At 65.7% G+C, this 25785-nt stretch carries 21 protein-coding genes and 1 pseudogene; 10 read left to right on the top strand and 12 right to left on the bottom strand.

The genetic code is table 11. The features are described from left to right. Window positions 1-325: pseudogene (locus tag AC6CH3_RS18070) on the top strand (restriction endonuclease); the annotation flags it as partial. Window positions 326-674: 349 nt separating this feature from the next. Here the strand turns inward: AC6CH3_RS18070 and AC6CH3_RS18065 are convergent. The 4 genes from AC6CH3_RS18065 to AC6CH3_RS18050 form a co-directional block, all read right to left on the bottom strand. Next, complete coding sequence (locus AC6CH3_RS18065; protein WP_498133729.1) at window positions 675-1343, bottom strand: GntR family transcriptional regulator; 669 nt, start codon at window positions 1341-1343, stop codon at window positions 675-677. A 39-nt stretch (window positions 1344-1382) separates the two neighbouring features. Continuing rightward, on the bottom strand, window positions 1383-2369 hold the full coding sequence (locus AC6CH3_RS18060; RefSeq protein WP_498133728.1) for an ornithine cyclodeaminase family protein: 987 nt from the start codon (window positions 2367-2369) through the stop codon (window positions 1383-1385). An 86-nt stretch (window positions 2370-2455) separates the two neighbouring features. Next, window positions 2456-3805, bottom strand: a complete 1350-nt coding sequence (locus tag AC6CH3_RS18055) for an amidohydrolase family protein (protein ID WP_498133727.1) — start codon at window positions 3803-3805, stop codon at window positions 2456-2458. A gap of 119 nt (window positions 3806-3924) precedes the next feature. After that, entirely contained in the window at window positions 3925-5412 is a 1488-nt protein-coding gene (locus tag AC6CH3_RS18050) for an amidohydrolase family protein (protein WP_498133726.1), read from the bottom strand. Window positions 5413-5548: 136 nt separating this feature from the next. Here AC6CH3_RS18050 and AC6CH3_RS18045 point away from each other — a divergent pair, with 136 nt between their 5' ends. Both AC6CH3_RS18045 and AC6CH3_RS18040 read left to right on the top strand, forming a co-directional pair. After that, window positions 5549-7006 carry a DUF3100 domain-containing protein gene (locus AC6CH3_RS18045; RefSeq protein WP_498133725.1) on the top strand — a complete coding sequence of 486 codons (1458 nt, stop codon included), beginning with the start codon at window positions 5549-5551 and terminating at the stop codon, window positions 7004-7006. Between the two features lie 142 nt (window positions 7007-7148). Beyond that, window positions 7149-8387, top strand: a complete 1239-nt coding sequence (locus tag AC6CH3_RS18040) for an amidohydrolase family protein (RefSeq protein WP_498133733.1) — start codon at window positions 7149-7151, stop codon at window positions 8385-8387. Between the two features lie 54 nt (window positions 8388-8441). Here AC6CH3_RS18040 and AC6CH3_RS18035 read toward each other — a convergent pair whose 3' ends face one another. Genes AC6CH3_RS18035 through AC6CH3_RS18025 form a run of 3 tightly spaced genes read right to left on the bottom strand, consistent with a single transcriptional unit; the run spans window position 8442 to window position 10601 of the window. Further along, window positions 8442-9668, bottom strand: coding sequence for an MFS transporter (locus tag AC6CH3_RS18035; RefSeq protein WP_498133732.1), 1227 nt, complete (start codon window positions 9666-9668; stop codon window positions 8442-8444). Between the two features lie 56 nt (window positions 9669-9724). Further along, window positions 9725-10249: an SRPBCC family protein gene (locus tag AC6CH3_RS18030; RefSeq protein ID WP_498133724.1), complete on the bottom strand. Its 525-nt coding sequence runs from the start codon at window positions 10247-10249 to the stop codon at window positions 9725-9727. Window positions 10250-10259: 10 nt separating this feature from the next. Beyond that, window positions 10260-10601: an ArsR/SmtB family transcription factor gene (locus tag AC6CH3_RS18025; protein WP_498133723.1), complete on the bottom strand. Its 342-nt coding sequence runs from the start codon at window positions 10599-10601 to the stop codon at window positions 10260-10262. Window positions 10602-10715: 114 nt separating this feature from the next. Here AC6CH3_RS18025 and AC6CH3_RS18020 point away from each other — a divergent pair, with 114 nt between their 5' ends. The 3 genes from AC6CH3_RS18020 to AC6CH3_RS18010 all read left to right on the top strand — a co-directional run bounded on the left by AC6CH3_RS18020 (window position 10716) and on the right by AC6CH3_RS18010 (window position 12333). Beyond that, on the top strand, window positions 10716-11138 hold the full coding sequence (locus tag AC6CH3_RS18020; RefSeq protein ID WP_498133731.1) for an aldo/keto reductase: 423 nt from the start codon (window positions 10716-10718) through the stop codon (window positions 11136-11138). Then, window positions 11029-11253: a hypothetical protein gene (locus tag AC6CH3_RS18015; RefSeq protein WP_498133722.1), complete on the top strand. Its 225-nt coding sequence runs from the start codon at window positions 11029-11031 to the stop codon at window positions 11251-11253. The genes AC6CH3_RS18020 and AC6CH3_RS18015 overlap by 110 nt, the downstream gene beginning before the upstream one ends. Window positions 11254-11436: 183 nt before the next feature. Continuing rightward, window positions 11437-12333, top strand: a complete 897-nt coding sequence (locus tag AC6CH3_RS18010; RefSeq protein WP_498133721.1) for a diacylglycerol/lipid kinase family protein — start codon at window positions 11437-11439, stop codon at window positions 12331-12333. A gap of 558 nt (window positions 12334-12891) precedes the next feature. Here the strand turns inward: AC6CH3_RS18010 and AC6CH3_RS18005 are convergent. Then, entirely contained in the window at window positions 12892-13665 is a 774-nt protein-coding gene (locus tag AC6CH3_RS18005; RefSeq protein WP_498133720.1) for a GOLPH3/VPS74 family protein, read from the bottom strand. A gap of 43 nt (window positions 13666-13708) precedes the next feature. Further along, complete coding sequence (locus AC6CH3_RS18000; protein WP_498133719.1) at window positions 13709-14056, bottom strand: CBU_0592 family membrane protein; 348 nt, start codon at window positions 14054-14056, stop codon at window positions 13709-13711. Between the two features lie 271 nt (window positions 14057-14327). Between AC6CH3_RS18000 and AC6CH3_RS17995 the strand changes: the two genes are divergently transcribed. Next, the gene (locus AC6CH3_RS17995; protein WP_498133718.1) at window positions 14328-15251 is read left to right on the top strand and encodes a LysR family transcriptional regulator; all 924 of its coding nucleotides are present in this window, start codon (window positions 14328-14330) and stop codon (window positions 15249-15251) included. Between the two features lie 126 nt (window positions 15252-15377). On the opposite strand, the gene AC6CH3_RS17990 is transcribed toward AC6CH3_RS17995, so the two are convergent. After that, the gene (locus AC6CH3_RS17990) at window positions 15378-16865 is read right to left on the bottom strand and encodes an HNH endonuclease signature motif containing protein (protein ID WP_498133717.1); all 1488 of its coding nucleotides are present in this window, start codon (window positions 16863-16865) and stop codon (window positions 15378-15380) included. Window positions 16866-17036: 171 nt separating this feature from the next. Further along, entirely contained in the window at window positions 17037-17375 is a 339-nt protein-coding gene (locus AC6CH3_RS17985; protein WP_498133716.1) for a phosphotransferase, read from the bottom strand. 181 nt (window positions 17376-17556) lie between these two features. Here AC6CH3_RS17985 and AC6CH3_RS17980 point away from each other — a divergent pair, with 181 nt between their 5' ends. From AC6CH3_RS17980 to AC6CH3_RS17970, 3 genes are all read left to right on the top strand, one after another. After that, complete coding sequence (locus tag AC6CH3_RS17980; RefSeq protein WP_498133715.1) at window positions 17557-18114, top strand: hypothetical protein; 558 nt, start codon at window positions 17557-17559, stop codon at window positions 18112-18114. After that, the gene (locus tag AC6CH3_RS17975) at window positions 18111-21047 is read left to right on the top strand and encodes an ATP-binding cassette domain-containing protein (protein ID WP_498133714.1); all 2937 of its coding nucleotides are present in this window, start codon (window positions 18111-18113) and stop codon (window positions 21045-21047) included. Before AC6CH3_RS17980 ends, AC6CH3_RS17975 begins: the two co-directional genes overlap by 4 nt. Window positions 21048-21287: 240 nt before the next feature. Then, complete coding sequence (locus AC6CH3_RS17970) at window positions 21288-21998, top strand: LapA family protein (protein WP_498133713.1); 711 nt, start codon at window positions 21288-21290, stop codon at window positions 21996-21998. 101 nt (window positions 21999-22099) lie between these two features. Here AC6CH3_RS17970 and metH read toward each other — a convergent pair whose 3' ends face one another. Next, window positions 22100-25750 carry a methionine synthase gene (gene metH, locus AC6CH3_RS17965; protein ID WP_498133712.1) on the bottom strand — a complete coding sequence of 1217 codons (3651 nt, stop codon included), beginning with the start codon at window positions 25748-25750 and terminating at the stop codon, window positions 22100-22102. Window positions 25751-25785: the final 35 nt, after the last annotated feature.

Below are 25785 nucleotides of genomic sequence, written 5' to 3'. Positions count from 1 at the left end.
TCCTGTGGCCGAAGCTGACTTGGCCGAGGCCGATGGCTTGGAGACAACGCTCGAGGAAATCGAGGGATACCAGATCGTGCGGGCCATCGTCTGCAGTGAGGTCAAGCCAGCTCGCGTAGTGCAGCGGGATGCCAAGTCCTATTTCGCGGTGCTGCTGGACGACAATAACCGCAAGCCGATTGCGCGCCTACACTTCAACCGCACCCAGAAGTACCTCGGAATATTCGACGTCAATAAGGAAGAGACCCGGGTACCCATCAGCTCGCTGGAAGAAATCTACGAGCACACTGAAGCACTCCGCGCGAGCGTTAAGAGCTACCTGTGACTGCGCCTGCCAGTGACCTCGACCGCCTTCTCGTCGCCATCGCTGCCATGCCGACGCCCTTGGAAGAAGTGGCCTGGCGGCTATCCAGACCGGTAGACCTCGCGTTGGTGGACGCCGTCATGTCGATCCATTTCAGGTACGGCAGAGAACGCAAAGATGGGTCATGGACAGGCGCGCGCGGCCCTGTCCAGCGATAGGCGAAGCACTCGGAGAACGTCAGCCCTTCTTACAAAATGCACTACTCGGCTGAAGGGAATACCCTGAGCCGCATGGTCTGAGCGAGCGGACGACAGCGGGACGTCCCGCCGTCGTCCGTTTGCGTTTGGTGCCGCTCCCCTACGGCGAACGGTCAGCCTTCCGGCAGGCGCCCGGCCAGTCCTTGGAGCGATGGTTCGCGGCCCAGCTCCACATGTGCGAAGGCCAGCGCCGCCGCCAGCTCTGCCTTGCCGTCATAGATGGCCTTGCACAGGCTCAGGTGCTCCGCGCACTGAACCAGGGGGTCACGGTGCCCCGTCAGGGTGAAGAGCCACTGCATCCTCCCCAGCAGCGGCTTCATGGAGTACTCCAACAGCGAATTGCCCCCCATCGCCACGATCTCTGCATGCAAGGCCGTATTGCTGAGCGGTATCTGCGCGTGGTCGTGGCGCAGGGTCGCCTCTTCCGCCTGGTCCATCATCTGCTGCAGCCGCGCCGGCGACCGGCCACTTGCCGCAGCCTGGGCAGCGAGCCGCGCGGCGAGGACTTCCAGGCTGAGCCGCACATCAAAGAGTTCGTTGACATCGCGCAGCGTGATCTGTTTGACGGTGGCACCGCGCCGCGGGGAGGTGTCTATGAATCCTTCGGCTTCGAGCTGCTGAAGGGCCTCCCGGACAGGCACGCGGGAGACATCCAATGTCTGGGACAGATCACGTTCCCTGAGCCGGGACCCTGGCGCGAAGTCGCCTGAGATGATCAGTTCCCGGATCCGTTCCCGGGCAGTGTCAGCCGAGGACGCGGGCGATTCCGCTTGGGCTGTCATTCGTTCCTCCCGTTATTGCTGCAGCATCGTACGTCCGGCTCAGTTATTCAGCTCCACCTGGATGCCGACCCCCTGGCTGAGCGCAGCGTCGTACAGGAGCCGGCCAATGGCAAGGTCCTGCAGACCGATACCTACCGAATTGAACAAGGTTACGTCCTCATCGCCAAGGCGCCCTGCCCGTGTCCCGGCCGCCACGTTGCCAAGCTCTGCTTCCACGTCCTCAAAGCCCATGACACCTTCGGCCACCGGGATGATCAGCCCGCCGGACTTGGCCTTGGCCGTGGCCAGGCTGTCCACGAAGACCCTCGCCCTCACCATGCCTGCCGAGTCAATTTCCCGGTGATCGGCCCGGGGACGGGATCCGACGGCGTTCACGTGCAGTCCGGGCCTGAACCATTCGCCCTTCACCAGAGGCTCAACGGCCGGTGTGAGGGTGCACAGAACGTCGGCGGCCTCGACAACTTCCTGGACGGTGGACGCCCGCCTGACGCACAGGCCGTGATGGGAAATCTCCTCGCAGAAAGCCGTCACGGTGTCCGCGGAACGGGACCAGACCACCACGTTTTCAATCGGAAGGACGGCCAGCATGGCTTCCACGTGCGCCACTGCCAAGGCGCCTGCACCCACCAGCCCCAGGGTGGTGCTGCCGGGCCTGGCGAGCAGCTTCGTTGCCACGGCGCTGGCGGCGGCAGTGCGGACCCGGGTGGGGACTTTGCCGTCCAGGATGGCCAGGGTTTCTCCGGTCAGCTGGGAGACAAGCATGATCGTGGACCGCTGCGTGGGCAGGCTCGACTCCCGGTTCGCGGGGATGTCCGCCAGCAGTTTCACCGATGCCAGCTCCTCGGCGCCGGAGAGTGCTGCCATCGGCAGGAACCTCGCGTCCGACGACGGCAGAAGAAGGGAATCCGGCGGGGGCTGGACAGCGGTGCCCCGGCTGAGGCCGGCAAAGGCGCGTTCGACGGCGGCGATCGTCCCGGGCATGTCGGCCAGGGCCTGGAGCTCGGAGGCTTTAAGAATCAGGGTCATGGGTGGCTCTCTAAGTGGGAGGACGCGTTTGACCGCGCTTTACGGAGTGGGGAGCGGGCGGAGTCGCCCTTGTCTGTAACGTCCGGTCACAGGTCATTCCGGACGAGGGCTCCCTGCGCCACCACGGCGCTGACTTGCTCCAGGGCCGAGGCGCTGTTCAAGGGATCAGAGTCCACGATGACGGCGTCTGCAAAGGAACCGCGCACCAGGCGTCCCGCATGCTCACCCCACCCGAGCAGCGCGGCGGCATTCACTGTCGCGGCCCTGAGCGCGTCCAGTGGGGAAAGCCCGGCTTCCCCAAGAAGACGTACTTCTGTTCCGATCGGGGTCACATCGGAGCCGAAGGAGTCCGTCCCCGCCACCACCGTCACACCGGTCTCATGGGCAGCCTTCACCGCTGCCTTGATGATCGGCGTGTACTCCTTGCCGCGGGCAGCAAGGACCGGGTTGGCCGAGCGCGCCATGCTCGTGATGGCGTCCAAGGTGGGTGTGAAGTACGTGCCACGGCTGGCCATCCGGGAGATGGTCTCCTCGGTGACGAAGACGCCGTGCTCGATGCTGCGCACACCGGCCCGGACGGCACCGTCGATCCCCTCTGCGCTGTAGGCGTGGCACAGCACGCCCGCCTTGCCCGAGGCCTTGACCACCGCGGAGAGCTGCTCGTAGTTGTAGACGAGTTCGCGGGGGTCCTGTTCCGGCAGGCCTGCCCTGGGGTTGGCCCGGGTCTTGATCACCTTCGCGCCGCGTTTCAGATTGACGCGCGTGAGGTAGGCAAGGTCCGACGGCTCCGTGACTCCTCCGGACACGGAGGCGAGCGGGGCAAGGTCCGGATCTGCCAGGAGCGAGTCCCCCAGCTCAGGTGAAATGAACAGCCCGGCCGGGCTCATCCTGGGCGAGGCTCCTGCGGCCCAGTCGGGCAGGGCAGCCAGGGCGACGTCCTGATAGAAGCTGCTCGACCCGCTCCGGACGCTGGTCGCGCCGCTCTGCAGGATGGCACGCGCATCGGACAGCGCGTTCGCATGCACATGCACGTCGATGAGGCCGGGAAGGACCCAGCGCCCGGACGCATTGATGATGCGGGCGCGGCCGGCCAGAGCGGCTACTGCACGCCGTGTTTCGTCACGGGTTCCGACGGCGGCTACCTTGCCTCCTTCCAGCACAAGGACGCCGTCTTCCACGGCGTTGCCCGTCTTGGGGTCCACGATGGTGCCGCCCTCGATGATCATGGGCTGCGGCGAAGCCGGCCGGTCAGGGTAGCCGGGGCCGGGGCCGGGGCCGGAAAGATTGTCATCCGCATGTGCGGCAGGGGCAGTTCCGAGCTGGGCAGCCAGGCTTGCCATCGAGATTCCGGCCAGTGCGGCCGCTCCGGCTAGGATGCCGCGGCGGGGAAGCGCGGCTGCAGGCGGGGCGGCGGGGGTGTGATCGTGCAGGCACATTGTTTTCTCCAAGGGAATGGGCCCTGCCGGAGCGATGTTCGGCCGGGCAAAAGGTGAAGGATCGTGAGTCTTGGTATACCAAGAGAAGAGCGAGTACTTAGGCGTTCCGCGGATGTCCCCTATGGGATGGCGACCGGGCTGGCGATTTTTGCGTGCCGATAAGTGGGCGGAAACAGCTCGTCGGCCTCCCGGCGCTGAACGTCCCGTTCCGAGTAGGCCGCCCGCATTTGGCCGAACAGCCGCTGCCCGTCAGCCCGCAGTGCGTCGAGGTCGATGCCGGGCAGGCCGCCGCCGACCACCACGGGGCGTCCTGCCACGAAGGTGTCGGTCACCTGGCGCGCCGTCCCGTTGAGCACCAGAGTGCGCAGCGGGTCCTCGACCACGCCGTCGCCGAAGCTGCCCAGGGAGACAACCGTGATGTCGGCCTGCATGCCGGGGGCAAGCCTTCCCAGGTCGGCCCGTCCGAGGGCCCGGGCGCCGCCGAGGGTGGCGGCGTCGAAGTAGTCGGCCAGGGCTCCGGCGTCGGGCCTTTCTTCGACCATCCGGGTCAGGTGCATGCCGGCGTCCATGCCGCGTACAAGATCCGGCGGGAAGGAGTCGGTACCCAGGCAGAGGTTGATGCCGGCCTCCCGGAAACGATCGAACGAGACAAGCTGCTTCTGGTAGCGGAACGACGTCAGCGGGCAGTGGACAATGCTGACGCCGTGACGGGCGAGCAAGTCCAGCGGGCCGCCCGGCGCCGTCGCCGCCGGGCCCTTTCCGTCGATCACCACGCCGTGCGGGATGAGGAGGCGGGTGCCGAACAGTCCGGTGGACTCGAGCAATTCCAGGACGCCCCGCCCGGCCGAACGCTGCAGGAGTCCGTCCTCGAGCGGGGACTGAAGGCAATGGAGCCGGACGAGCGCGTTCCGCTCCCGGGCGATCCGCGCCGTCTCCCGCATGAGCTCTTCAGACAGCGTCTCGATGCGGCAGGGCAGCAACACCCCGGTGACGAGCGGGTCTGCCAGTTCGTCGGCATAGTTCATAAAACGCTCTGCTTCGCTGAGGCCTGCAAGCCCCAGGGCTTCATTGAAGTGGACTTCCCGGGCCCCTGCGGCGGTGGTGACATGGACCCCGGACCGGTACGCGGGGCCAAGATAGCCGCGCAGCCCGATCCGCCGGCTGGTCTCCGCCATGTCCACCAGCTCATCGAGGCTCTCAGCCCACGAACTGTGGATCTCCGAGGCGATCGGCATGTAGGTGGTGATGCCGTGCAGGGCGAGCTGCGCCAAGGCGAACTCGCGGACCGTGGCGCGCTCCGCTGGAGTAAACACGTCCCGGCGGCGGTGCTCGAAGTAGTCGTCCGACCACAGGTGGCCGGCCGCTATATCGGGCGAGGGCCATGAGTCCAGGATGAGATGATCGATGTCGGCGAGGGCGTCGAGGTCGATCAGGCCGGGCATGACCAGGCTCTGGCCATAGTGGCGCTCCTCATCGACCGGCCCCCGGTAGTCGCGTCCCACGAAAACGATGGACTCCCCGTCGAAGACCACCTCGCCGTCCTCGATGAGCGTGTGCCGTGTTCCATCGAACCCCAGAACGTACCGGGCAGAAATTTTCCTGTACAACGCGCCTCCCAAAAAAATGTGACTTGCCTCTCAATGGGTACGAGTATACAGTCATTTGGTATACCAAACACAAGATCCCGCGATACGGCGAGATTCGTTTGTTCTGATACCTGATCCTTCTCGAAAGGCCTGCGTCATGCGCAATGAAGCGACGACCACAGACGGCTCCATCACCGCCCTGGCGGACACACCCCCTGCCCCTTCCTTCCGTGCACGCCCCGCCACGTGGGCCGCGATGATCGCGCTCTCCACCGCCATCTGTGCCGTGGCCATCATGATCGGCACCCATAAGTTCCAGCTCGGCCCGGCCGCAATAGTCCTGATGCCCATCCTGTGGACCGTACTTATCGGCGGGTTCCTCGGAGTCCAGAAATGGAAGCCAATCGGAGGGCGTTCCCGTGCCGTGTCCACGCACCTGATGGACGTGGCCATCGTCTTCTTCCTGGCGGGTCTCGGAACCCAGATTGGCCCGTCGCTGACGAAGTTCACCGACATGGGCCCGGCAATACTCCTGCAGGAGGTGGGGCATGTCGTCGGCACAGTGATCCTGGCACTGCCGGTCGCCGTTGCCCTTGGTTTGGGCCGCTCAGCCATCGGCGCCACATGGTCGATCGACCGCGAGTCCTACCTTGCTTTCGCCATCCAGCGCTTCGGCGTCCGCTCCCCCGAATACCGCGGAGTATTCGCCGTATGGGTGCTCGGCAGCGTCTTTGGCGCCGTATTCATCTCCCTCCTGGCAGGCCTTCTCGGCGGGCTCGACTTCTTTGATCCCCGGGCCCTCGCTTTGGGCCTCGGCCTGGGTTCGGCCTCCATGATGCTCGGGGGCGTCGGCGCCCTGTCCATCCTGTATCCCGAGATGGCCGGGGAAATCATGGCCCTCGCCGCACTCTCCAACCTCGTCACCAACATCGTTGGCTTCTATGCCGGTGTCTTTATCGCACTGCCGATGTGCCAGAAGCTCTACAAGATGTGGTCACGCATCTTCGGACGGGACGACCTCGGCCGCCGTGTCCGCCGCGGCGCCGTCGTTGGTGCTGCGAGTGGCGTCTCGGCGGGCCGCTCAAACCCGGCAGGCCTGGGCCGGGCGGAGACGGATTCTGATGGGGCGTCGGGCATCGACGCAGTGGACGTCGACGGCATCGAAGAGGACCCCACTGTTGTCCGGACACCCAGGACGTGGCTCATTGCCTTCGCTGCGACCGGGATCGCCGGCATCCTGCTGAACGCCCTGGGCACCGGTTCAGCCAGGCCGCTGGACGTCGTCGGCGTGCTCATCCTCCTGACCCTCACCGCCGTCGCTCTCGTGCTCGCGAAGCTGGTCCCGGTGGTCCCGTCCAGCATCTGGGTCCTGGCCTTGGCCACCATTGCCTCCGCGACGTTCATCCCCATCGGTCCGTTCGTCGCCTCGGCCGCGCAGAACATCAACGTCCTCTTCGCGGGCCTGCCCATGATCGCCCTGATCGGCATGTCGCTGGGCCGCGACGTCAAGGCGCTGCGCTCACTGAGTTGGAAGGTCGTCATCGTCGCCCTGATGACGTTCACGGCGAGCTTCGTGGCCGCGGCAGTCATTGCCCAGGTTGCTTTCCACTTCTGATACACGCTGCACTTAATCAACGCTGCTGTGGGGAAGGCGCCGGTCCGTGTGATCGGTGCCTTCCCGCCGTCGTTCACTGGAGTCCCGCTTCACCGCACCGTCCGACTTCACCGCACTGTCCGACGCAGCCCAGCCGAAAGGAATGACCATGCTCATCACCAACGTCCGCCCCTGGGGCGGGGACGCCGTCGACCTTGAGGTTCGGGAGGGACGGATTGCCGCCATTCACCCCGCAGGGACCGCCGCCATTGGGCGTGCAGACCCCGACGGCGGGCCAGTCGACGGACGGGGGCGGATCGCCCTTCCTGCGTTCACTGACGTGCACGTCCACCTCGATTCGACCCGGATCGGTCTGCCATTCCGGGAGCACACGGCCTCGCCCGGCGTGTGGAACATGATGCGTAACGACAGGGAGAACTGGCGCGACACGCCCATCCCCTACCGGGACGTCGTCGCCGGGACGCTGGAGCGGATGATTGCGCGGGGCACCACGCGCGTCCGTTCCTACGCCCAGGTCGACGTGGACTGCAAGCTTGAGCGCTTCGAGGCAGTCATGGCCGCCAAGGAGCGCTTCGCCCACGCCGCCACGGTAGAAGTCATGGCCTTCCCGCAGGCAGGCCTCCTGCTCGAGGAGGGCACCGTGCCGCTCCTCGAGGAGGCGCTCCGTGCGGGTGCGACGACGGTCGGCGGCATTGATCCGTGCCAGCTGGACAGGGACCCGGTCCGCCATCTGGATATCGTCTTCGGTCTGGCTGAGAAGTACGGGGTCGACGTCGATATCCACCTGCACGAGCCCGGCCATATGGGGGTCTTCAGCGCGGAGCTTGTCTTCGAACGCACGCGCGCGCTGGGCATGCAGGGGCGCGTCTCCCTGTCCCACGCCTACGATCTGGCAAACGTCCACCCCGATGTCACCGCCCGGATCATGGAACAGATGGCTGAGCTCGACGTGGCCTGGGCGACTGTGGCCCCGGCAAGTGGCGGCACGCAGTTCAACCTGGCCGGGATGACCGAGGCCGGGATCCGTGTCGGGCTGGGCGAGGACGGCCAGCGGGACTACTGGAGCCCGTACGGCAATTGCGACATGCTGGACCGCACCTGGCAGTTGGCGTTTACCCACCGGCTGCGCAAGGACCGGCTGATCGAGCACTGCGCGGCGATTGCCACCATCGGAGGTGCGTCGATCATGGACCGCAGCGTCCAGCGCCTGACGGGCACCGACGACCGGCCCGGCCTGGCTCTCGGCGACCGGGCCGACGTCGTCCTGGTCGACGGCGAAACGATCACGGGCACCGTCATGGACCGCGGCACCGACCGCACGGTGATCCATGACGGGAGGCTGGTCGCCGACGGGCTGGCCGTACTGCCGTCGGACGGATAGTTCGGGAGCAGGCAAATAGGCCGCGGGCATTTTTCGCCACGCTTGGACTCGCAGCTAGATCAAGGCCGGACCCTGTGTGGCACGGCAAACACGACCACCGCACCGATGACGGGCAAAGATCGCGAACATGTAGAAGTTCAGCTGCCAGCCGAGTGCCAGGCCGGCAACCGCACCTCCGATGATCGGGCCGCAAATTGCCCCGACCCTGCCGACTCCCAGCGACCAGCTCAGGGCGGTTGCGCTGAGGGACTGCGGGTAGTGGGTTGCACAGTAGCCGCCGACCAGGATTTGTGTGCCTACCGAGCCAAGACCGGCGAAGGCGACAATCACCAGGAGCATACCCAGCGGCAGCTGAAGGGTCAGCATGAGGATGGCCACGAAGGCCACAACAAAAGACGCTGTGACGACCTTCTTGATCCCAATCCGGTCCGCTATGACCGACGCGCTCACTGAACCAACGATGGCCCCGGCATTCAGCACGAGGAGGAATGTCAGGGAATCCCCCAGGTTGAAGCCGGCCTGCCGCATGATCTGCGGCAGCCAGGTATTCAGGCCGTAAACGAGGAGCAGGCCGCAGAAGTTGGCCAGGGCAAAAAGAAAGGTCGACAGGATGAACTTGGGGGAGAATATCGTCCGGAGGCTGGATTTTTTGGCCGGACCCTGGGCCGCGTCCTCGGACGAAACGATATCGGAATAGACCAGGCCATAGCGCTGGGCTGTCTCTTTCGCGTCGGTAGTGCGGCCGCTGCGGGCGAGGTAGGCTACGGATTCGGGCAGCAGCTTCCACGCCGCCGGCAGAAGGGTCACCAGCGGCAAGGCGCCGATAGCGTACAGCCAACGGAATTCGATGTGCGGCAAAAGGGTGATCGCCAGGAGGGACGCCCCGACACCGCCGACTGAATAACCGCTGAACATGAGGGCATTGGCAATTTGCCGCCGCTCCTTGCGGGCATATTCGACCGTCAAGGCAATACAGGTGGGAACTACGCCGCCAAGGCCGAGCCCTGTAAGAAAGCGCAGTGCGCCGAATACTTCGGCGCACTGCGCGAAGGCGGTGATGAGCATGCCGATCGAAAACACCGTGATGCTCGCCAACATGATCCGGCGCCGGCCAAGCCTGTCGGTGAGCATTCCGACCGACATGGTCCCGAGCAGCATGCCGATAAGGGCCAGGCTGCCGATGAATCCGGCTTGGGCCGCTGTGAGTCCCCATTCCTGAAACTTCAGGATGGAGGGAACGGTAGAGCCGTAGATGACAAGGTCGTATCCGTCAAAGACGATGGTGACAAAGCAAAGAAGGAGGACCGTGCGCCCCTTCCAGGCCGGCGTGGCTTCGGTCAGGCCAACGCTGCCGCCAGTTCCTCGATGATTTCGAACTGCTCGCGGACGCCGCCTTCCATGCCGGAGTGCGCAATCATGTCCCGGACTTCCTTGCTGCCCGCATTGGTGTGGATGGTGACCGTAGTGGCGCCGCCGTCGGCATCCTCAAAGGTGACTGTGTTGACCACTGCCCCCTCCTCACCCCCAGGCGCACCCTCACCCCCAGGCGCACCGCCGGGCAGCTCCATGACCTCCGTGTGCACGATCCGTTCGTTGGGCTCAATGTCCGTGTAGGTCCCGTGGAAGGCGACCTCGAACCCACCGTTCGCCAGCATGACGTACCGCCACGCCCCGCCCACCCGGAAGTCCATCTCAACAACGGTCATCTCACCGCGCCGGCCCGGCCACCAGCGGCGGACGAGGTCGGGTGTGGTCCAGGCCTTGTACACGAGGTGCCGGGGTGCATTCAGTGTCCGCGTGATGAGTATTTCCTGATCGCCGGGGAAGGCGACCTTCATGGTGCCGCTGCTTGTCTGTGCCATGGCCTTGTCCCTACGCTTGGTCTTCTTGATCCTTGAGGTCCTCCAGCATGCCGTCCAGGGCTTCGAACCGCTCCTCCCAGAGGTGCTGGTAACTGGCAACCCAGTCGTGCATGGGCTTCAGCGCAAGCGGATTAAGCCGGTAGAGCCGCTGCCTGCCTGCGTCGCGCACGTCCACCACACCCACCTCCCGCAGTACCCGGAGGTGCCGGGATACGTGCGGCTGGGCCAGGTCCAGAAGGTCAACGAGGGCGCTGACCGGCCGCTCACCGCCGGCCAGGAGATCGAGGATCTCCCGACGGCGGGGCTCGGCCACCGCGTTGAACGCATCCGTCGTTGTTGCCGCCCTTGCCATGCCGAAATTATATACCCATATGTATATGCTTTGGAAGGTTCTCCCCGGGTTCAAGAAGCACCGGGCATTGCCACCTCCACTTTCGAACCGGGGCAGATCGTCGAAACCCAGTACGTGGCCCGGGAGCGCCACCGGGAGCGGCCCGTGGCAGAGCAGCCGCCGTATTCCCTTCTGGCCCTGGGAGTGGAACACGAAGTCCTGCCACTGGCCCAGCGCCACAGGCTCGCCGTACTGCCGTGGAGCCCGCTGGCCAGCGGCTGGCTGTCCGGCCGGATCAAGCCCGACGGCGGGCACGTCCCCTCCAGCCGGTCAGCCCGGCAACCGGCACGGCACGATCCAACTACGTCGGAAAACGCGCGCAAAACGCGCGCAGTGCTCGAGTTGACCGAACTCGCAGACCAGGCCGGGCTGTCCTTGATCCATCGCCTTGGGGTTCGTACTGGAACATCCGGCCGTCACGTCCGCCATCATCGGTCCAAGGACGCTCGAGCATCTCGAAGGGGCGCTGGGGGCAGACAAGGTGCTCTTGTCCCGTGATGTGCTGGACAGGATCGACGAAATCGTTCCGCCGGGCACTACGCTGAACGCCGCAGACAGCGGCTACCAGCCGCCGTCATTGACCGATCCCTTCTTGCGCCGCCGCAGCCTCTAAACGCCCGGCACTGCAGCCCGCATCAAGCAGGCAGCGGACGACGGCGGGACCTCGCGCCGTCGTCCGCTGGCGTCTGGTGCCGCTCCGGCAGACATCGCGACGAACCCCCTCCGGAACCTTTAGGACGAGGGTGTCACCGGCTAGGCTGGACTTAACCGCAACAGGGCCTGGAGGATGCGCACCATGGCTGATGACCCAGCACCTGCCGCCCCATTTGACCGGGTAGTCCTGGTCTTCAATCCTGCCAAGGCCGATATGGCCGACCGGATCGGCGATGTACAGCGGGATCTGACCGCCGAACTGCCGGATCTGCAGATTGACCTGCTGCCGACGGAGTATGCGGGGCACGCCCGAGATCTTGCGCGGTCCGTGGCCGCGCGAGGCGCCGCGCTCCTAATCTCGGTCAGCGGCGACGGCGGGTACAACGAGGTCGTCAACGGGGTGATGGACGTTCCCGCCAGCAGGGCGGTGTGCACTGTGCTCCCTGCGGGCAACGCCAATGATCATCACAGGAGCATGACGGCAAGACCGTTGACGGAGGCCATCCGCGAAGGCAGGGTCCATCGTATCGACCTGTTGCGCATAACCTTCGGCGGGGCGCATCGGGGCCAAGTCCAATACGCCCACTCCTATGTAGGGTTCGGGCTCACCCCGTTGATGGCGATCGGAATCGAAAAGGGCGGAAAAGGGAAAATCCTCGAACTCCTCTCCGTCGCCCGGACGCTCTCTCATTTGAAGCCGTTTGAGCTCGTCAGGGCCGACGGGGCTACCGCCCGGTTCGACAGCCTGATCCTGGCCAACATTTCACGGATGGCTAAGTACGGGACGGTCAGCGAGTCGAACCACCCCGACGACGGTCAATTCGAGGTGGTGACCTTGCCCCATGCTGGGCGCTGGAAGATGGCGCTGATGACCCTTCGGGCCGTCACTCTGGGGCTGGGGCATCAACCCAGCGTCAGCAGTTACGCCTTCACGACGCGGGACGCTGTTCCTTGCCAGATTGACGGCGAAGTCGTACACGTACCCGCCGGCACCCATGTTCTGGTGGAAAGCGTCAAGGGCGCCCTTGCCACTATCTGACGGACGGTCGCGGGGCTGCGTGGCTGGTGCGGATTGCGACGCCGCTGTAGCCTGCCTCCGGGAGGCGGCGGCTGGTGTTGATTCCATGCAGCAGATCCAATTCCCGGGGCTGCGCACACCGGGGCGTAGAGCCTGTGGCAATCTATGGCAGTTATGGCACCGCACGGGATAGTCTCAGTGCATCCCAACGACCGGCACCGGCAGCGGCCAGCAATCCGAGCGTCCTGAAACTCCCCGGACCGCGGAGAGCGTGCAGGCCAGCGAGACTACCGTGCCGTGTATGCGCAGGTGCAGCGCGCTGGCGCAAACTGCCAATCAGCGCGCGTCTGCGGGGATTCAGGGCACGGTGATCTATCACGGCTCCCGAGCCGGTATCCGCTTCAGTGAGGACCCGACCCATACGGTCGATGTGCTGGAACTGGCGGACGAGTGCTTGCAGTGGTTGCGCAGTTACCTTTCAAAGCAAGGACTTACCGCACTCTGAGGCAGTTGGCCGGCGGCGGACTCCTGGACCCCACGCAGACCGGCAACTCCAGTGCCCGGCGGTTCCAGGCAGCGTCACAAGGTTGCGGCTTCTTCCTCCGCCAGTCTGATCAGGCGAAGTTCGTCCTCCACCGCTCGGGATGGCCAAAAGTCCCTCGACAGCTCACTTGACCAGCTTCGATCCGCCGCCGGAAAGAGCTTGCCGAACAGGCCAGCCGCCTGAAGCAGCGCGATCAGCGCTGTGGTCCTGGCATCGGGACCCTTCGCAGTCTGCTTCACGGCATCAGGCGTCCCGGCATCAGATGACCTGTCCTCCGTCGCCCCGGCGTCGGTCGCCCCGGCATCAGGCGCCGCGGGAGCAGGCGCCCGGACTTCAGCCCCGACAGCAATCGTCGCACCGTTAAGTGCGGCCTCGATCTTTTTCAGGAGCGCATCCTCCGGGCCGTGGTCCTTCTCCGGATATCGCACGCTCCGGAACCGGCCCAGATGCTTTGCGCCGACGTGTTCCACGATGCCCAGCGACGCCATCCCCTCATAGACGCGCTGCACTTCGGCGCGGCCTTCCAGCATGGAAACCCACTGCTTGGGAGTGTGGGGCCGGGACTTGCCACGGATGAGGTCCAGCTCGTGCTGGAAGTCCGTTTTCGGGGTGGTGCCGGTCGCTTTGACGTGCTTCCCCTCCAGCCCGATTGCATCGATCAGGTCCAGCTCGGCCAATATTGCCCCCGCCACGGTGGTCCTGAGCGCGAACACTGGCACTTCAGGTTTGCCGTCCTTGTCGTTTGTGGCCAAGAGCAGGAAAGCCTGCGGGAGGTTCAGTTCCACCGCCTTCGGTGTTTCAGCATCCATGGGATCATGGTGGACCTGTTGGGCCGCCGCCACAACGGCTTATTTATGTAAACCGACGTGCTCGCGGCGCTTCAACAATTGCCAGCTGGCCGGTGGTGTCAGGGACGCCCGGAAATTGAACCTGGGGGGCATCAGCGGCTGCCGCTGCCGGCTGGCCCGCCCCACGCATGCGAAAAAGCGCGACGGCGGAAATGAGGCACCACGCGACATTCGTGGCCACGGACGGCCATGCTTCGTGGAATGCGCCATTGACTATGAAGGCGCAAGCACCGAGGAGATTCGCGGTCTGGAAGCCCCTGCCGGCCTTCAGCCAGCCCATGGATACGGCCAGGTAGGCACTGAGGATCGCCACCGCGCCTGCCCAACCTGCGATTTCCCACAGCAGTTCCATGATGTCCTTTCAAAGGTTATGCCCGGCTGCCATCCGCTGGGCGGAGTGTAGATGGCGGGCTAGAGGTGTGTTTGGAAGAGGCTGTTGCCGAATGGATCAGGTATCCGCTGGACCAGCGGTTTGCTCAGCTGTCCGGGGCGAGAACCTCCTTCGTTGATCGGCCTGCCTGGATTTCTCCCGCGGGGCCTAGCCGGTTCACCAGTAATTATCGGGACGGAACTGATGTAGAGCAATTGCATTCCACTGAAGACATGGTTTAGAACTACTTAACATGGACATCGATCCGCGCAGGCTGCGCGTGCTTCTGGCGGTTGCCCGGACGGGCGGGGTGCTCGCCGCCGCTGACGAGCTGGGAATAACGGCCTCTGCCGTGTCCCAGCAGCTCAACAAATTGGAGGACGAGACGGGGCACGCCTTGGTGGTGCGCACGCCCAAAGGCTCAGTTTTGACGCCCGCCGGCCTGGCAATAGCAGAAGCCGGCGAGGAGATAGAACGTGCACTCAGCGTCGCTCGCGCGCGAATCGAAGGCGGGGCCAAGGTCGCAGGAGTCGTGCGGGTAGGCGGATTCACCAGCTTTGTTCGGACGGTGGTGATCCCGCGCCTGCCCGAGTGGCGCACCCAGTACCCGCAATTACAGATCCGGATCGTCGAGGACGACTTCCCTGCCCTGATGCGGCTGCTCCGCCAGCGCGAGCTCGACGCGGTCGTGGTCGAGCTCGATTCGACGACGGCCGAGCAGCGTTCACTTTCCGCCGGAATGACCGAGGAGCCCCTGCTGGACGAGCCATGGAAGCTGGTGGTTCCCTCGGGTGCCCTGCTCACCACCGAGAACGTTGACCTTGCGCGGCTGCCACTTCCGTGGCTCGGCGTCGAGCCGTCAGCCGCCAACTCTGCGGTGCTCGGCCGGCTTCGCCAATCAACGGGCGCCCAGATAGAGACTGTGCATCAGTACCAGGAGACGCTGACCGCCCTCGCACTCGTCGCAGCGGGTGAGGGGATTGCGATCGTGCCCACCTTGGCGTTGAGCGGCGTTGTCCATGATGGCGTGGACATCCTGGACGTCCCCGGACTGGGCACGCGGCGCATCGTTCTGCGCCGGTTCGACCGGCGGCGATCGGCCAGCATGCCTGCGGACACAGTCGCACGCCTTCTGCGGGAATCGGCTGCGGCGTTCGACACGCGCTCGGCATCCTGAACTGCCCCGTTCGGGATGGTCCCGCTGACCAGCGGCGTGCGGGTGAGCCGACGACGGCGGGACGTCCCGCCGTCGTCGCTGAGCAAGAAGGTGGCGGTGCATGAAGGTGGCGGTAGAGAGCCGATCCTATGCCGCGGCGAACCATGCCCAGTCAGGCAGTGGATCCACCGGTAATGGCGGCCCGGTCTCTCGGAGAGCGGCGGGACCGTCAAGTACGTGCGTTACGTCCGTCCAGTCGGGCGGATCCCACCCGCGGACTTCGCCCGCGAGGGCGGGGTGATCCGGCCAGTGTGGTGGTTCCCAGTCTTGTTGTTCGCTGGGATAGGAGCGTCCCGCGGGTGAAATCCAGCCGGGCGGTTGGTCCCGGGTGGCGTCAGTCGGCCTCCAAGCAGTGGTGTGCTTGAGTCTGTGGTGCTTCCGGCATGGTTGGGCCAGGTTGGTGATGCCGGTGCCACCTCCCTCTGACCAGGCCATCAGATGGTCCGCTTCATTATCCAAGGAATGGTTGTTGCAGCCGGGGAAAGGACACCGGCCATCCCGAAGCCGGAGCCATTGGCGCATCGCTTTCGAAACCCGGTAGCTGGTCCGTCCGATCTCCAGCGGCGCTCCGCTGCGCGGATCGGTCAGTACACGCAGGAACGAATCGGCACCATCGCCGACCAGCCGGCGGGCCATGCTCGGCGGAATGGGACCGTACCCGTCCAGGATGGCCGGTTCCGTCACGGCGCCCAGGAGTGACAGCACCGGAACGGTCATCAGGACCTGTGCCTTGGGTGACGGGGTTCCTTCTGCCACCCCCGCCAGCAGCCAGTCAGCAGTGACGTCCGTGCGGAGCTGGGTCAGAGTCCGGGATTCGGTCGGCCCCTGCAGGGCACGCGCAGCTTCCGTGGCACGGGACCAAACAGCAGCTGCGACGTCGGCAGTCACGTAGGCCGAGAGCCAGGCCATGCCGTCCCGGTCCGGCACATATTCCAGCCGACGGTCCTTCACACTCTTGCGGTGCCGCGCTTCGATGCTGACAGGATGGTGCCGCTCACGCCAGCTGCGCGCTTTCGCCCGGAACCTGCCCGGCACCAACTCCCCCGCCGGGCAGCCACGCGCAGCAAAGGGAGCTTCGGGGTCCAGGAAATGGGCCTCTAAGGCAGCAGCTGCGGCGGGGTCCAGACCAGATGTTTCATCACACATCACTCGCGCGTGCTGCCACGAAATGGTGCCTGAGCGCAGTGCGGACAATGTCAGGGGCAACCCGGTGGTCAGTGTGGCTGACTCCTCCAGCAACGCCGCTGCCGATCTTTCACTCACAGTCAGGACGCAGGCCACTTCTGCTGTCACCGCCATCACCTGGGCGGTGCGCTCCTGCGGGGAAGAAGCCGGGGCGGCCATGGCGGCGGCCGCGTGGGCGTATCCGGCGGCGAAGTGCACTTTCAACGCGGCGAGCCTGGCGTCCATACCGGCCAGCTCGGCCAGACCGTCCAGGCATGCGTCAGCTTCGTCCTGCAATGGGTCAGTATCAGTCGAGGACACGGTCCCTGCCCCGTGACTGACAAATGAACGCAGCGCAGCAAGGGAGGCTTCCATGGCCTCCAACGTCTCCGCGACTGCTCTGCCTTCCATACCCACAGCATGTCAGCACGCACTGACAATTAACGCGGCTTCAAGGTTGCAGGCAAAGTCAGATCTCCAAAATCTGCCTGATCCCGAACTCTCCGAGCGCCAACATCCGCGGATTGTCGTCTGAGTTGCTCAGCATGGCGGTGGAGAGGATGAGCCCCCACCCGCGCGCCCTCAACCAGGTTCCTCATCCACGGCGGAACCAAAGGCGTCCCTGAAGCGGTGGCGGATACCGGCGTCGAACATCAGCCATCCCGCCGCAAGATCGACAGCCGGGTCCCCTGCCCCCATGTCGCCGAAATCGATGACACCGGCCAGCGAACCGTCGTCCGCCAGGACGATATTGCCCGGGTGAAGGTCGCCGTGAAGCATGATCGCCGGGCCATCCCAGGTTTTAGCAGCACAGGTCTGCGCCCACACCGCTCTGAGCGCTGCCGCCTGCGGGTAACGTTCGAAGTCTCCGAGCCGATCCGCCACCGCGGCGTCACGGTCCGTCAGCGGCAGGATCGCCACGCCCGCCTCACACCCCCTTACGGGGAGCGGACGACGGCGGGGCGTCCCGCCGTCGTCGTCGAGGGGAAGGTGATGGGCAGCCCACGGGGTGTACGCCGATACCGTGCAATGTAGTGGAGAACTAACGTCACACAACGTGGCGGCATCCTGATCCGGATAAGCAACGTCCTACCCTTGACGAGTGACTTTGACTAAGATCCGCACCGCCGCCGCGAGCTCCCTCGCCGCCGCAGGTCTCCTGTTTGCTCTCGCTGCCTGTTCCGCGCCGGCCGCCACCCAGCCAACCACCTCCGCACCGGTTTCCCCGGCAACGTCTTCAGCCAGCGCCGCTTCCGGGCCCTGCGACGGTGTGAAGGTCATCGTCGACTCGGGTGCACTGAAGCAGGCTGCTGCTGATACGTCCGTTTGCGTGCCCGTGGACGCACCGACTCTCGCTTCCAAGGTGCTCGACGAGGCCCAGGTGAAAACCGAGGGCACCGCCGAATATCCGAAGGAACTGGTGTGCCGTGTAAACGGTGTGCCCGCCGCAGACTTCGACATCGCCCACAAGGGCGGCACGTACCAGGAAGAGTGCAAGAAGATGCCCGCCGCCTTTGCCTACTGGGCTCTCTGGGTTAAGCCGGCCTCCGGTGCCTGGGCATATGCCCAGGAAGGCCTCGGCACCCTGAAAGTGAGCCCCGGAGAGAGCCTGGAGCTGCTCTTCACGGTCGACGGCGCACCGGCAACCCCCGCGGCATGATCTTTCGACCCGCGCCGTTACGTGCAGCGGCGGCTCTCGCCGTCGTATTCATAGCGGCGCGGGTCATCTACCGCATCCTTTTCAACGGGGCCAGTACCGGCGGGCCGGTCATGCTCGACCTACCGGCGGTGCCGCTGCCTGCCCCGTACGGCCATGTGGTTGTCCTCGGTCCAGTAACGGCGCCTGGTCTGTGGGCGGCGGTCCTGTCCGCCCTGCCGATCGCCGGGATCATCCTCGGTTTCGGCATCCTCAATGCCTGGGTGGACATTGCCCGCGGCTTCGTGCACCTGGCCCGCCGCGGACCCATGCAGGGCATTGCCCGGATGCTTGTGGTGGCGTGGGCGGCGCTGCCGGCGCTTGCCGACGCCGTGACCTCCGTGCGCCTGGCTTTCCGTTTGCGGGGCGAACGCTTCGGACCCCGTGCCCTGGTTCCCGTGCTCGAGCGCACTCTTGAGCACGCGGGCCGGGTTGCCGCCGCCCTGGAGTTGCGCGGCTTTGGGAGCCGGGCAGCACAGCAACCCGGCCACGGCACCGAAGCGCCGGTCCTCGTCCGGGACGCACAATTCCGCATTGGCGACGCACAGGTGCGTGCCGCCGGCTTCGCGCCGTCGAGCGGGTCACTTGCGGTCATTACGGGGCCGACAGGCTCCGGCAAATCCACAATCCTGCGAGGCATAGCGGGCCTACTCTCGCACGTCGACGGCGGAGAAATTTCGGGTACCGTGCGCGTCGCCGGAACGGACCGCGCCACCACGCCGCCGCGCGACACCGCCCGCCTCATCGGCGTCGTACTCCAGAATCCCCGTGCCGCATTTGCCAGCACCCGGGTCCGGGACGAAATCTCCCTCGCACTTGAGCTGCGCGGCATGGCATCCGGGACCGCCAAGGCCCGGGTACTGGAGGTCGCGGAGAGCATCGGAGTGTCGGCGCTGCTGGACCGGAATGTCAGCACCCTCTCGGCCGGTGAGGCAACGCTTGTAGCCATCGCCGCCGCGGTGGTGGAGCAACCGGCCCTGCTCCTGGTTGACGAGCCCCTGGCCGACCTTGATACGGCAGCACGCGGACACGTCATCGCGGTGCTCAGCGCCCTCGCGCGCGACGCCGGTGTCTGCGTCATCGTGGCGGAGCACCGGGCGGAAGCGCTCGTACCGGTTGCCGACTCATGGTGGACCATCGACGACGGCGCCCTGGTGCCGGGCGTTGCGCCATCACCGCCTTCGCCCCCTCTCGTTGCCCGTCCCACGCCGGCACAGCCAGGGGAGCACGTGCCCGTACTGACTGCGACCAAGCTCGCGGTGCATCGGAAGGGCAAGCCGCTCGTGCGCGATGCATCCCTGACCCTGCACCGCGGTGAAGTGGTTGCCCTGGTGGGGCCGAACGGCGCCGGGAAGTCGTCCCTCCTGGTGGCGCTCGCCCTCGGTGAAGGCACTGGCGCTGAGGGCTCTGGTGGTGAAGGAACCCTCGACGGCGGCACGGTCGGTGAAAACACGGTCGACGGCGGCCGCGTCGCCCTCGTGCCGGACGCCTCAGACGACCTCTTCACGAGGGATACGGTCGCAGGAGAGCTCCGCGCGGCGGACCGGCGCCTGGCGCGCGCTGTGCGTCAGACATACAGGCGCCGCTCAGGTCGGCGCCGCCCGGGCAGTGACCAGCTTGCCCCAATGTCGGCGGAGTCGCGCCTTGCCCGGTTGCGGGGAGACGTCCGGATACCCATAGGACACGAGCATCCCCGGGACCTCTCTGCAGGGGAGCGAAGGATCCTTGCCATCGCGCTGCAGACCATGGACGACCCACAGGTGCTCCTGATCGATGAGCCCACCCGCGGACTCGACCCTGCGGCGCGCACAGCAGTCTCCGCGGCGCTGCGGGCCGCAGCGGATGCCGGCACGGCGGTCCTGATCGCCACGCACGATATCGACTTTGCCCACGGCCTCGGCGCCCGGATCCTCCCGATGTGTGACGGCGTCGCCCCGTCATCCGTGTCAGAAGCCGTCCCGGCCAGTGCCGCCCCAGCCTCCGCGACAGCACAGCACATCGAAACAGCGCAGCGCCTAGTTGCACCATGGTTCACCGAGCGACGAACAGATATTCCGGCTGCGAAAAGAGCCCGCCGCATCCGGATGCCGCGGGGCGTCGAGCTCGCAGTTCTCGCCGCAGCAAACCTTCTGGCCCTCGCAGCATTCTGCTGGCCGCTGCTCGCCGCGGCCCTCCCGGAGGATGCCGCCGCCGCCCTCCCCTACGCGGCGCTGGCCATTGCGCCGCTCGCCGTCGTTGCCATCGCCGTGTCCCTCGACGGCTCGGTTCGCTCCGCCCATACGGTGGCGTTGCTCGGTGTCCTGGCCGCAGTCGGTACGGCAGTGCGCGTGGCGAGCACCGGAGTCGGGGGCGTGGAGGCAGTCTTTATCCTGCTGATCCTGGCCGGCCGCGCCTTCGGTCCCCGTTTCGGTCTGCTCCTTGGTGCCGCCACCATCGCCATCTCAAGCGCCCTGTGGAGTGGCATCGGGCCCTGGACGCCGTTCCAGATCTTCGCCTGTGCGTGGGTAGGCGCCGGGGCAGGCCTGCTTCCCCGCCGGGTGCGCGGCAAAGCTGAGCTGTGGATGCTGTGCGCCTATGGCGCGGTATCGTCCTACCTGTTCGGCCTGCTGCTCAATCTGTGGTTCTGGCCCTTTGCGGTGGGCGCCGGCACCAGCATCTCCTACGTGCCCGGCGCGCCGCTGGACACCAATCTCAGCAGCTTCCTGCTCTACTCGCTGGTGACGTCGACGGCGGGCTGGGACACCCTGCGTGCCGTCACCACGATCATCGGAATCACTCTGGTGGGGCGGGCCGTTCTCGCCGCGTTCCGGCGGGTAAAGCCCCTCTCCAGCGGGGGCGGGCACACCGCGCAGGGTCACTTCGATAAGGCAAGGGACCGGCTTCAACTCCGGGTCTGAGGACACCACTGGGACAGCCGTCGCATCCCCAGCTGGGAATGACGGCCCAGCCGTGTTCTCCGATGAGGTCTATCCAGTCATACCTGTCGTTCATGTGGTAATGGCCCAGCACAGTCACGCCGTCGATGGTTTCGCCGGTGTACTTGGTGATCACTGTCTTCCGCCGCTACGCGGGCGTCCTCATGAATCAACGCGGGCCTGTTGACACCTGGCCAGGCGGGGTTACAGTAAGCCATGCCCATGACCGGCCGAACCGTCTCTGCCGCGGTGCTGCTCGTCATTGGGGCAGGACTGGCGCTGCTGGCCGTGCTGGTCCACTACGGTTTCATGGCAATGTACGGCGGTGTCACCGATACCGCGTTCGAGGGGTTCACTTGGGGGTTGACGTCCGGTCCCTCCGGGTTGGCGCTGGGTCTGGTCGTGGTGGTTGCGCTGATCGGCTTCATGCTCTCGACAAGTCGGTGGATGCGGCTGACGGCCGTGGCCATCCCGGTCCTCATGCTGATCGGGATGTTCGCTGTCACCCCCTCGGCTCTGGGGCAGAAGATGGAGAAACAATTTGTTTCCGCTCCGCAATGCGTGACCGAGGGCACGGATGAGCCCATGGCCTCCGCCGATCATGAGTCCCAACGGGTGTTCGATTCCATCGAGCACATCGGCCATTTCAAGGGTGGCGGCGGCATGAGTGGTGTCGCTGGCTGTACGCGCTGGTTTGTGCTCTCTGGAGACGTCGATGTGTTGCAGCACTATCGTGCAGCGCTGCCAGCAGCGGGCTGGAAAGTGGTCGAGGATGACGCGCGCCACCTGCGGGCGCACCTTGATGGCCGGGCATTCGATGTGATGCCCTGCCCCGGAGGCGGTGTCGTCTGGGCCGGAAGCGAGGACGTCCCCTCATACGGACAGGGAAGGCCTGAGCTGGCGGGCACTGAAATTTGTCCACACGACCTCTGAAAACGACATCTCGGGTCGCCGCTTCGGTGAACGACATTCCGTGTGTACCGTCGTCTCAGAAGGTGCACGTCAAGAGATTGAGGCGGTTTTCAGACCCCGCGTCACACCTTGAAGTACTTCGCCTCCGGGTGGTGGAACACGAACGCGTCGGTGGACTGTTCGGGGTGCAGCATCAGCTCATCGCTCAGGATCACGCCCATCCGTTCGGGTTTCAGCAACTCCGTCACCTTGCGGCGGTCCTCCATGTCAGGGCACGCGGGGTAGCCGAGCGAGAAGCGCGCACCGCGGTAGTCGAGCTTGAAGTACCCTGCCTTGTCCTTGGGCTCCTCGGCTGCGAAACCCAGCTCGGTGCGGATACGGGCATGCCAGAACTCCGCGAGTGCCTCGGTGAGCTGCATGACCAGGCCGTTGAGCTCGTAGTAGTCGCGGTAGTGGTTCCCCTTGAACAGTTCCGCTGTCACCTCATCGATCGCTGAACCGGCGGTGACCAGCTGGATCGGCAGCACGTCGATCTGGCCCGATTCGCGCGAGCGCACGAAGTCGGCGAGGCACAGGTGCCGGTCCCGGCGCTGGCGCGGGAAGTCGAAACGCAGACGCTCGGTGCCGATCGGACCACCTGAACCGCCGTCGGGGGCGAGCAGTCCCGCAGTGCCGAGGACGCCGTCGTGGTCCTCTCCGTGGTGCAGCACCACCACCTGTTCCCCTTCGGAGACCACCGGGAAATAGCCGTACGCGACGGACGCATCCAGCATTCCCTCGGCGAGGATGCGGTCCAGCCAGTAGCGCAGGCGCGGCCGGCCCTCGAGTTCCACCAGTTCCTCGTAGGAGGCGGCGTCATCGCCGCGGCCGGGCTTGAGCCCCCACTGCCCCATAAACGTGGCACGTTCGTCGAGCAAAGCCGCGTAGTCGTGCAGCGCCACGCCGCGTACGATGCGCGTGCCCCAGAACGGCGGCGCAGGCACCGCGTTGTCGGCGGCCACGTCGGAACGCCCGGGCATCGCCTCCGGCTCGGTCACCGTGAGCTTGGCGCCTCCCTTATGGATCCGCTTCTTCAGCGGCGGAAGGCCGACGTCGTCCGGCGACTCGCCGCGGGCAACGCGGACCAGCGGTTCCATGAGTGAGAGGCCCTCGAAGGCGTCCTTGGCGTACCTGACCACGCCGTCAAACTGCTCCGCCAGGTCCTGCTCCACGTAGGCGCGGGTCAGGGCTGCACCGCCGAGGATGATCGGCCACTTCTTCGCCAGGCCCCGGGACTGCAGCTCGGCGAGGTTTTCCTTCATCACGACAGTGGACTTCACCAGCAGCCCGGACATGCCGATCACGTCGGCGTTGTGCTCCTCCGCTGCGGCCATGATCTCGGCGATCCCCTGCTTAATGCCGATGTTGATGACGTTGTAGCCGTTGTTGGTGAGGATGATGTCCACCAGGTTCTTGCCGATGTCGTGCACGTCGCCGCGCACAGTGGCGATCACCATGGTGCCCTTGCCCGACGAATCCGACTTCTCCATGTGCGGCTCCAGCAGCGCTACCGCGTTCTTCATCACCTCGGCGGACTGCAGCACGAACGGCAGCTGCATCTCGCCGGCGCCGAAGCGCTCGCCCACCACCTTCATGCCCTCGAGCAGGTTGTCGTTGATGATGCCGAGCGGGGTCATTCCCTCGGCGCGCGCCAGGTCGAGGTCCTCTTCCAGGCCCTTGCCCTCGCCGTCGATAATGCGCCGCTCCAGGCGCTGACCGGTGGGCAGCGCCGCGAGTTCAGCGGCGCGCTGGTCCTTGAGTGCTGCGGTATCGACGCCGGCGAAGAGGTCCAGGATGCGGGCCAGCGGGTCGTACGTGACGTTGCCGTCGGCGTCGTACTCGCGGCGGTCCCAGACGAGGTCCAGCGCCACCTGGCGCTGTTCCTCCGGGAGCGACGCGAGCGGCACGATCTTGGCGGCGTCGATGATGCCGCTGGAAAGGCCCGCCTGGACGGCCTCGTGCAGGAACACCGAGTTCAGGACCATGCGCGCGGCCGGGTTCAGGCCGAAAGACACGTTCGAGACGCCGAGTGTGGTTTGGATGCCGGGGTACTTCGTTGTGATCTGGCGGATGGCCTCGATGGTTTCGATGCCATCCCGTCGGGTTTCTTCCTGGCCGGTAGCGATGGGGAAGGTCAGGGCGTCGACGATGATGTCTTCGACGCGCATCCCCCATTCGCCCACCAGTGCGTCGACGAGGCGGGAGGCAATGGCCACCTTGCCCTCGGTGGTGCGCGCCTGGCCCTGCTCGTCGATGGTCAGGGCAATCACGGCGGTACCGTGTTCCTTCACGAGCGGCATGATGCGCGCAAAGCGGCTGGCTGGGCCGTCGCCGTCCTCATAGTTGACGGAGTTGACCACCGGACGCCCGCCAATGTGTTCGAGCCCGGCCTGAAGTACGGCCGGTTCGGTCGAGTCCATGACCAGAGGGAGCGTGGAGGCCGACGCGAAACGCGAGACGATCTCCTTCATGTCGGCCACGCCGTCGCGCCCCACATAGTCGATGCACACGTCGAGCAGGTGCGCGCCAACACGGACCTGCTCGCGGGCTATATCGACGCAGTCGTCCCAGCGCTCTTCGAGCATCGCCTGGCGGAATGCCTTCGAACCGTTCGCGTTGGTGCGCTCACCGATGGCGAGGTAGGACAACTCCTGGTCGAAATTCACATGGTGGTAGAGGGACGCGATGCCGGCTTCCCTCTCGGTGGGAACGCGACTGCCGTCAGCGGCCCTCCCGCCGCTGGCGACCGAGGCCCCCTTGCGGAAGGGCGCAAGACGTTCGACGACGGCGGCCATGTGTTCCGGCGTCGTACCGCAGCATCCGCCCACGAGGCCCAGGCCGAATTCCCGCACGAACTGCTCGTGTGCAGTAGCGAGTTCGGAGGGTGACAGCGGATAGTGCGCGCCGTTGGGACCAAGCACCGGCAGGCCTGCGTTGGGCATGCAGGCGATCGCCACGGAAGACTGCTTGGACAGGTGGCGCAGGTGCTCGCTCATCTCGTCCGGCCCCGTGGCGCAGTTCAGGCCGATGGCGTCGACGCCGAGCGGCTCGAGTGCGGTGAGAGCGGCGCCGATCTCGGAGCCCATCAGCATGGTTCCGGTGGTCTCGACGGTCACCTCGACGAAGATGGGGAGCCGGACGCCGCGCGAGACGATGGCCTGCTTGCAGCCGTTGACCGCGGCTTTGGTCTGCAGGAGGTCCTGGCTTGTTTCGATGAGGAAGGCGTCCGCTCCCCCGTCGATGAGGCCTTCGGCCTGGAGGGCAAAGGTCTGCTTGAGGTAGTCGTAGCTGGTGTGTCCGAGACTGGGGAGCTTGGTGCCCGGTCCCATCGAGCCCAGGACCCAGCGCATCCGTCCGTCTGTTTTTTCTGCCGCTTCGGCGCGGTCGCGGGCGATCTCTGCACCCTTCCGGGCGAGCTCTTCGATCCGGTCGTCGATGCCGTAGTCGGAGAGGTTGGACCAGTTGGCGCCGAAGGTGTTGGTTTCGACTGCGTCGATGCCTGTGGCGAAGTAGGCGTCGTGGATGTCTGCCAGGACGTCCGGTCGCGTGTGGTTGAGGATCTCGTTGCAGCCTTCGAGCCCCAGGAAGTCTTCCTCGAGCGAGAGTTCCCGTCCCTGCAGCATGGTGCCCATGGCGCCATCGGCAATGACCACCCGGTGGTTTACGGCATCCAGGAGCTCCTGCGAACGGGCAGGGCGGGGCACGGACTCAATATCAAGTGCAAAACGGGGCATCTAAATAGGTTACGGGTGTGGCCCGAAATGTTGCT

The organism is Arthrobacter sp. GQ119 (assembly GCF_059759125.1).
This window is presented reverse-complemented; position numbering and strand designations above follow the sequence as displayed.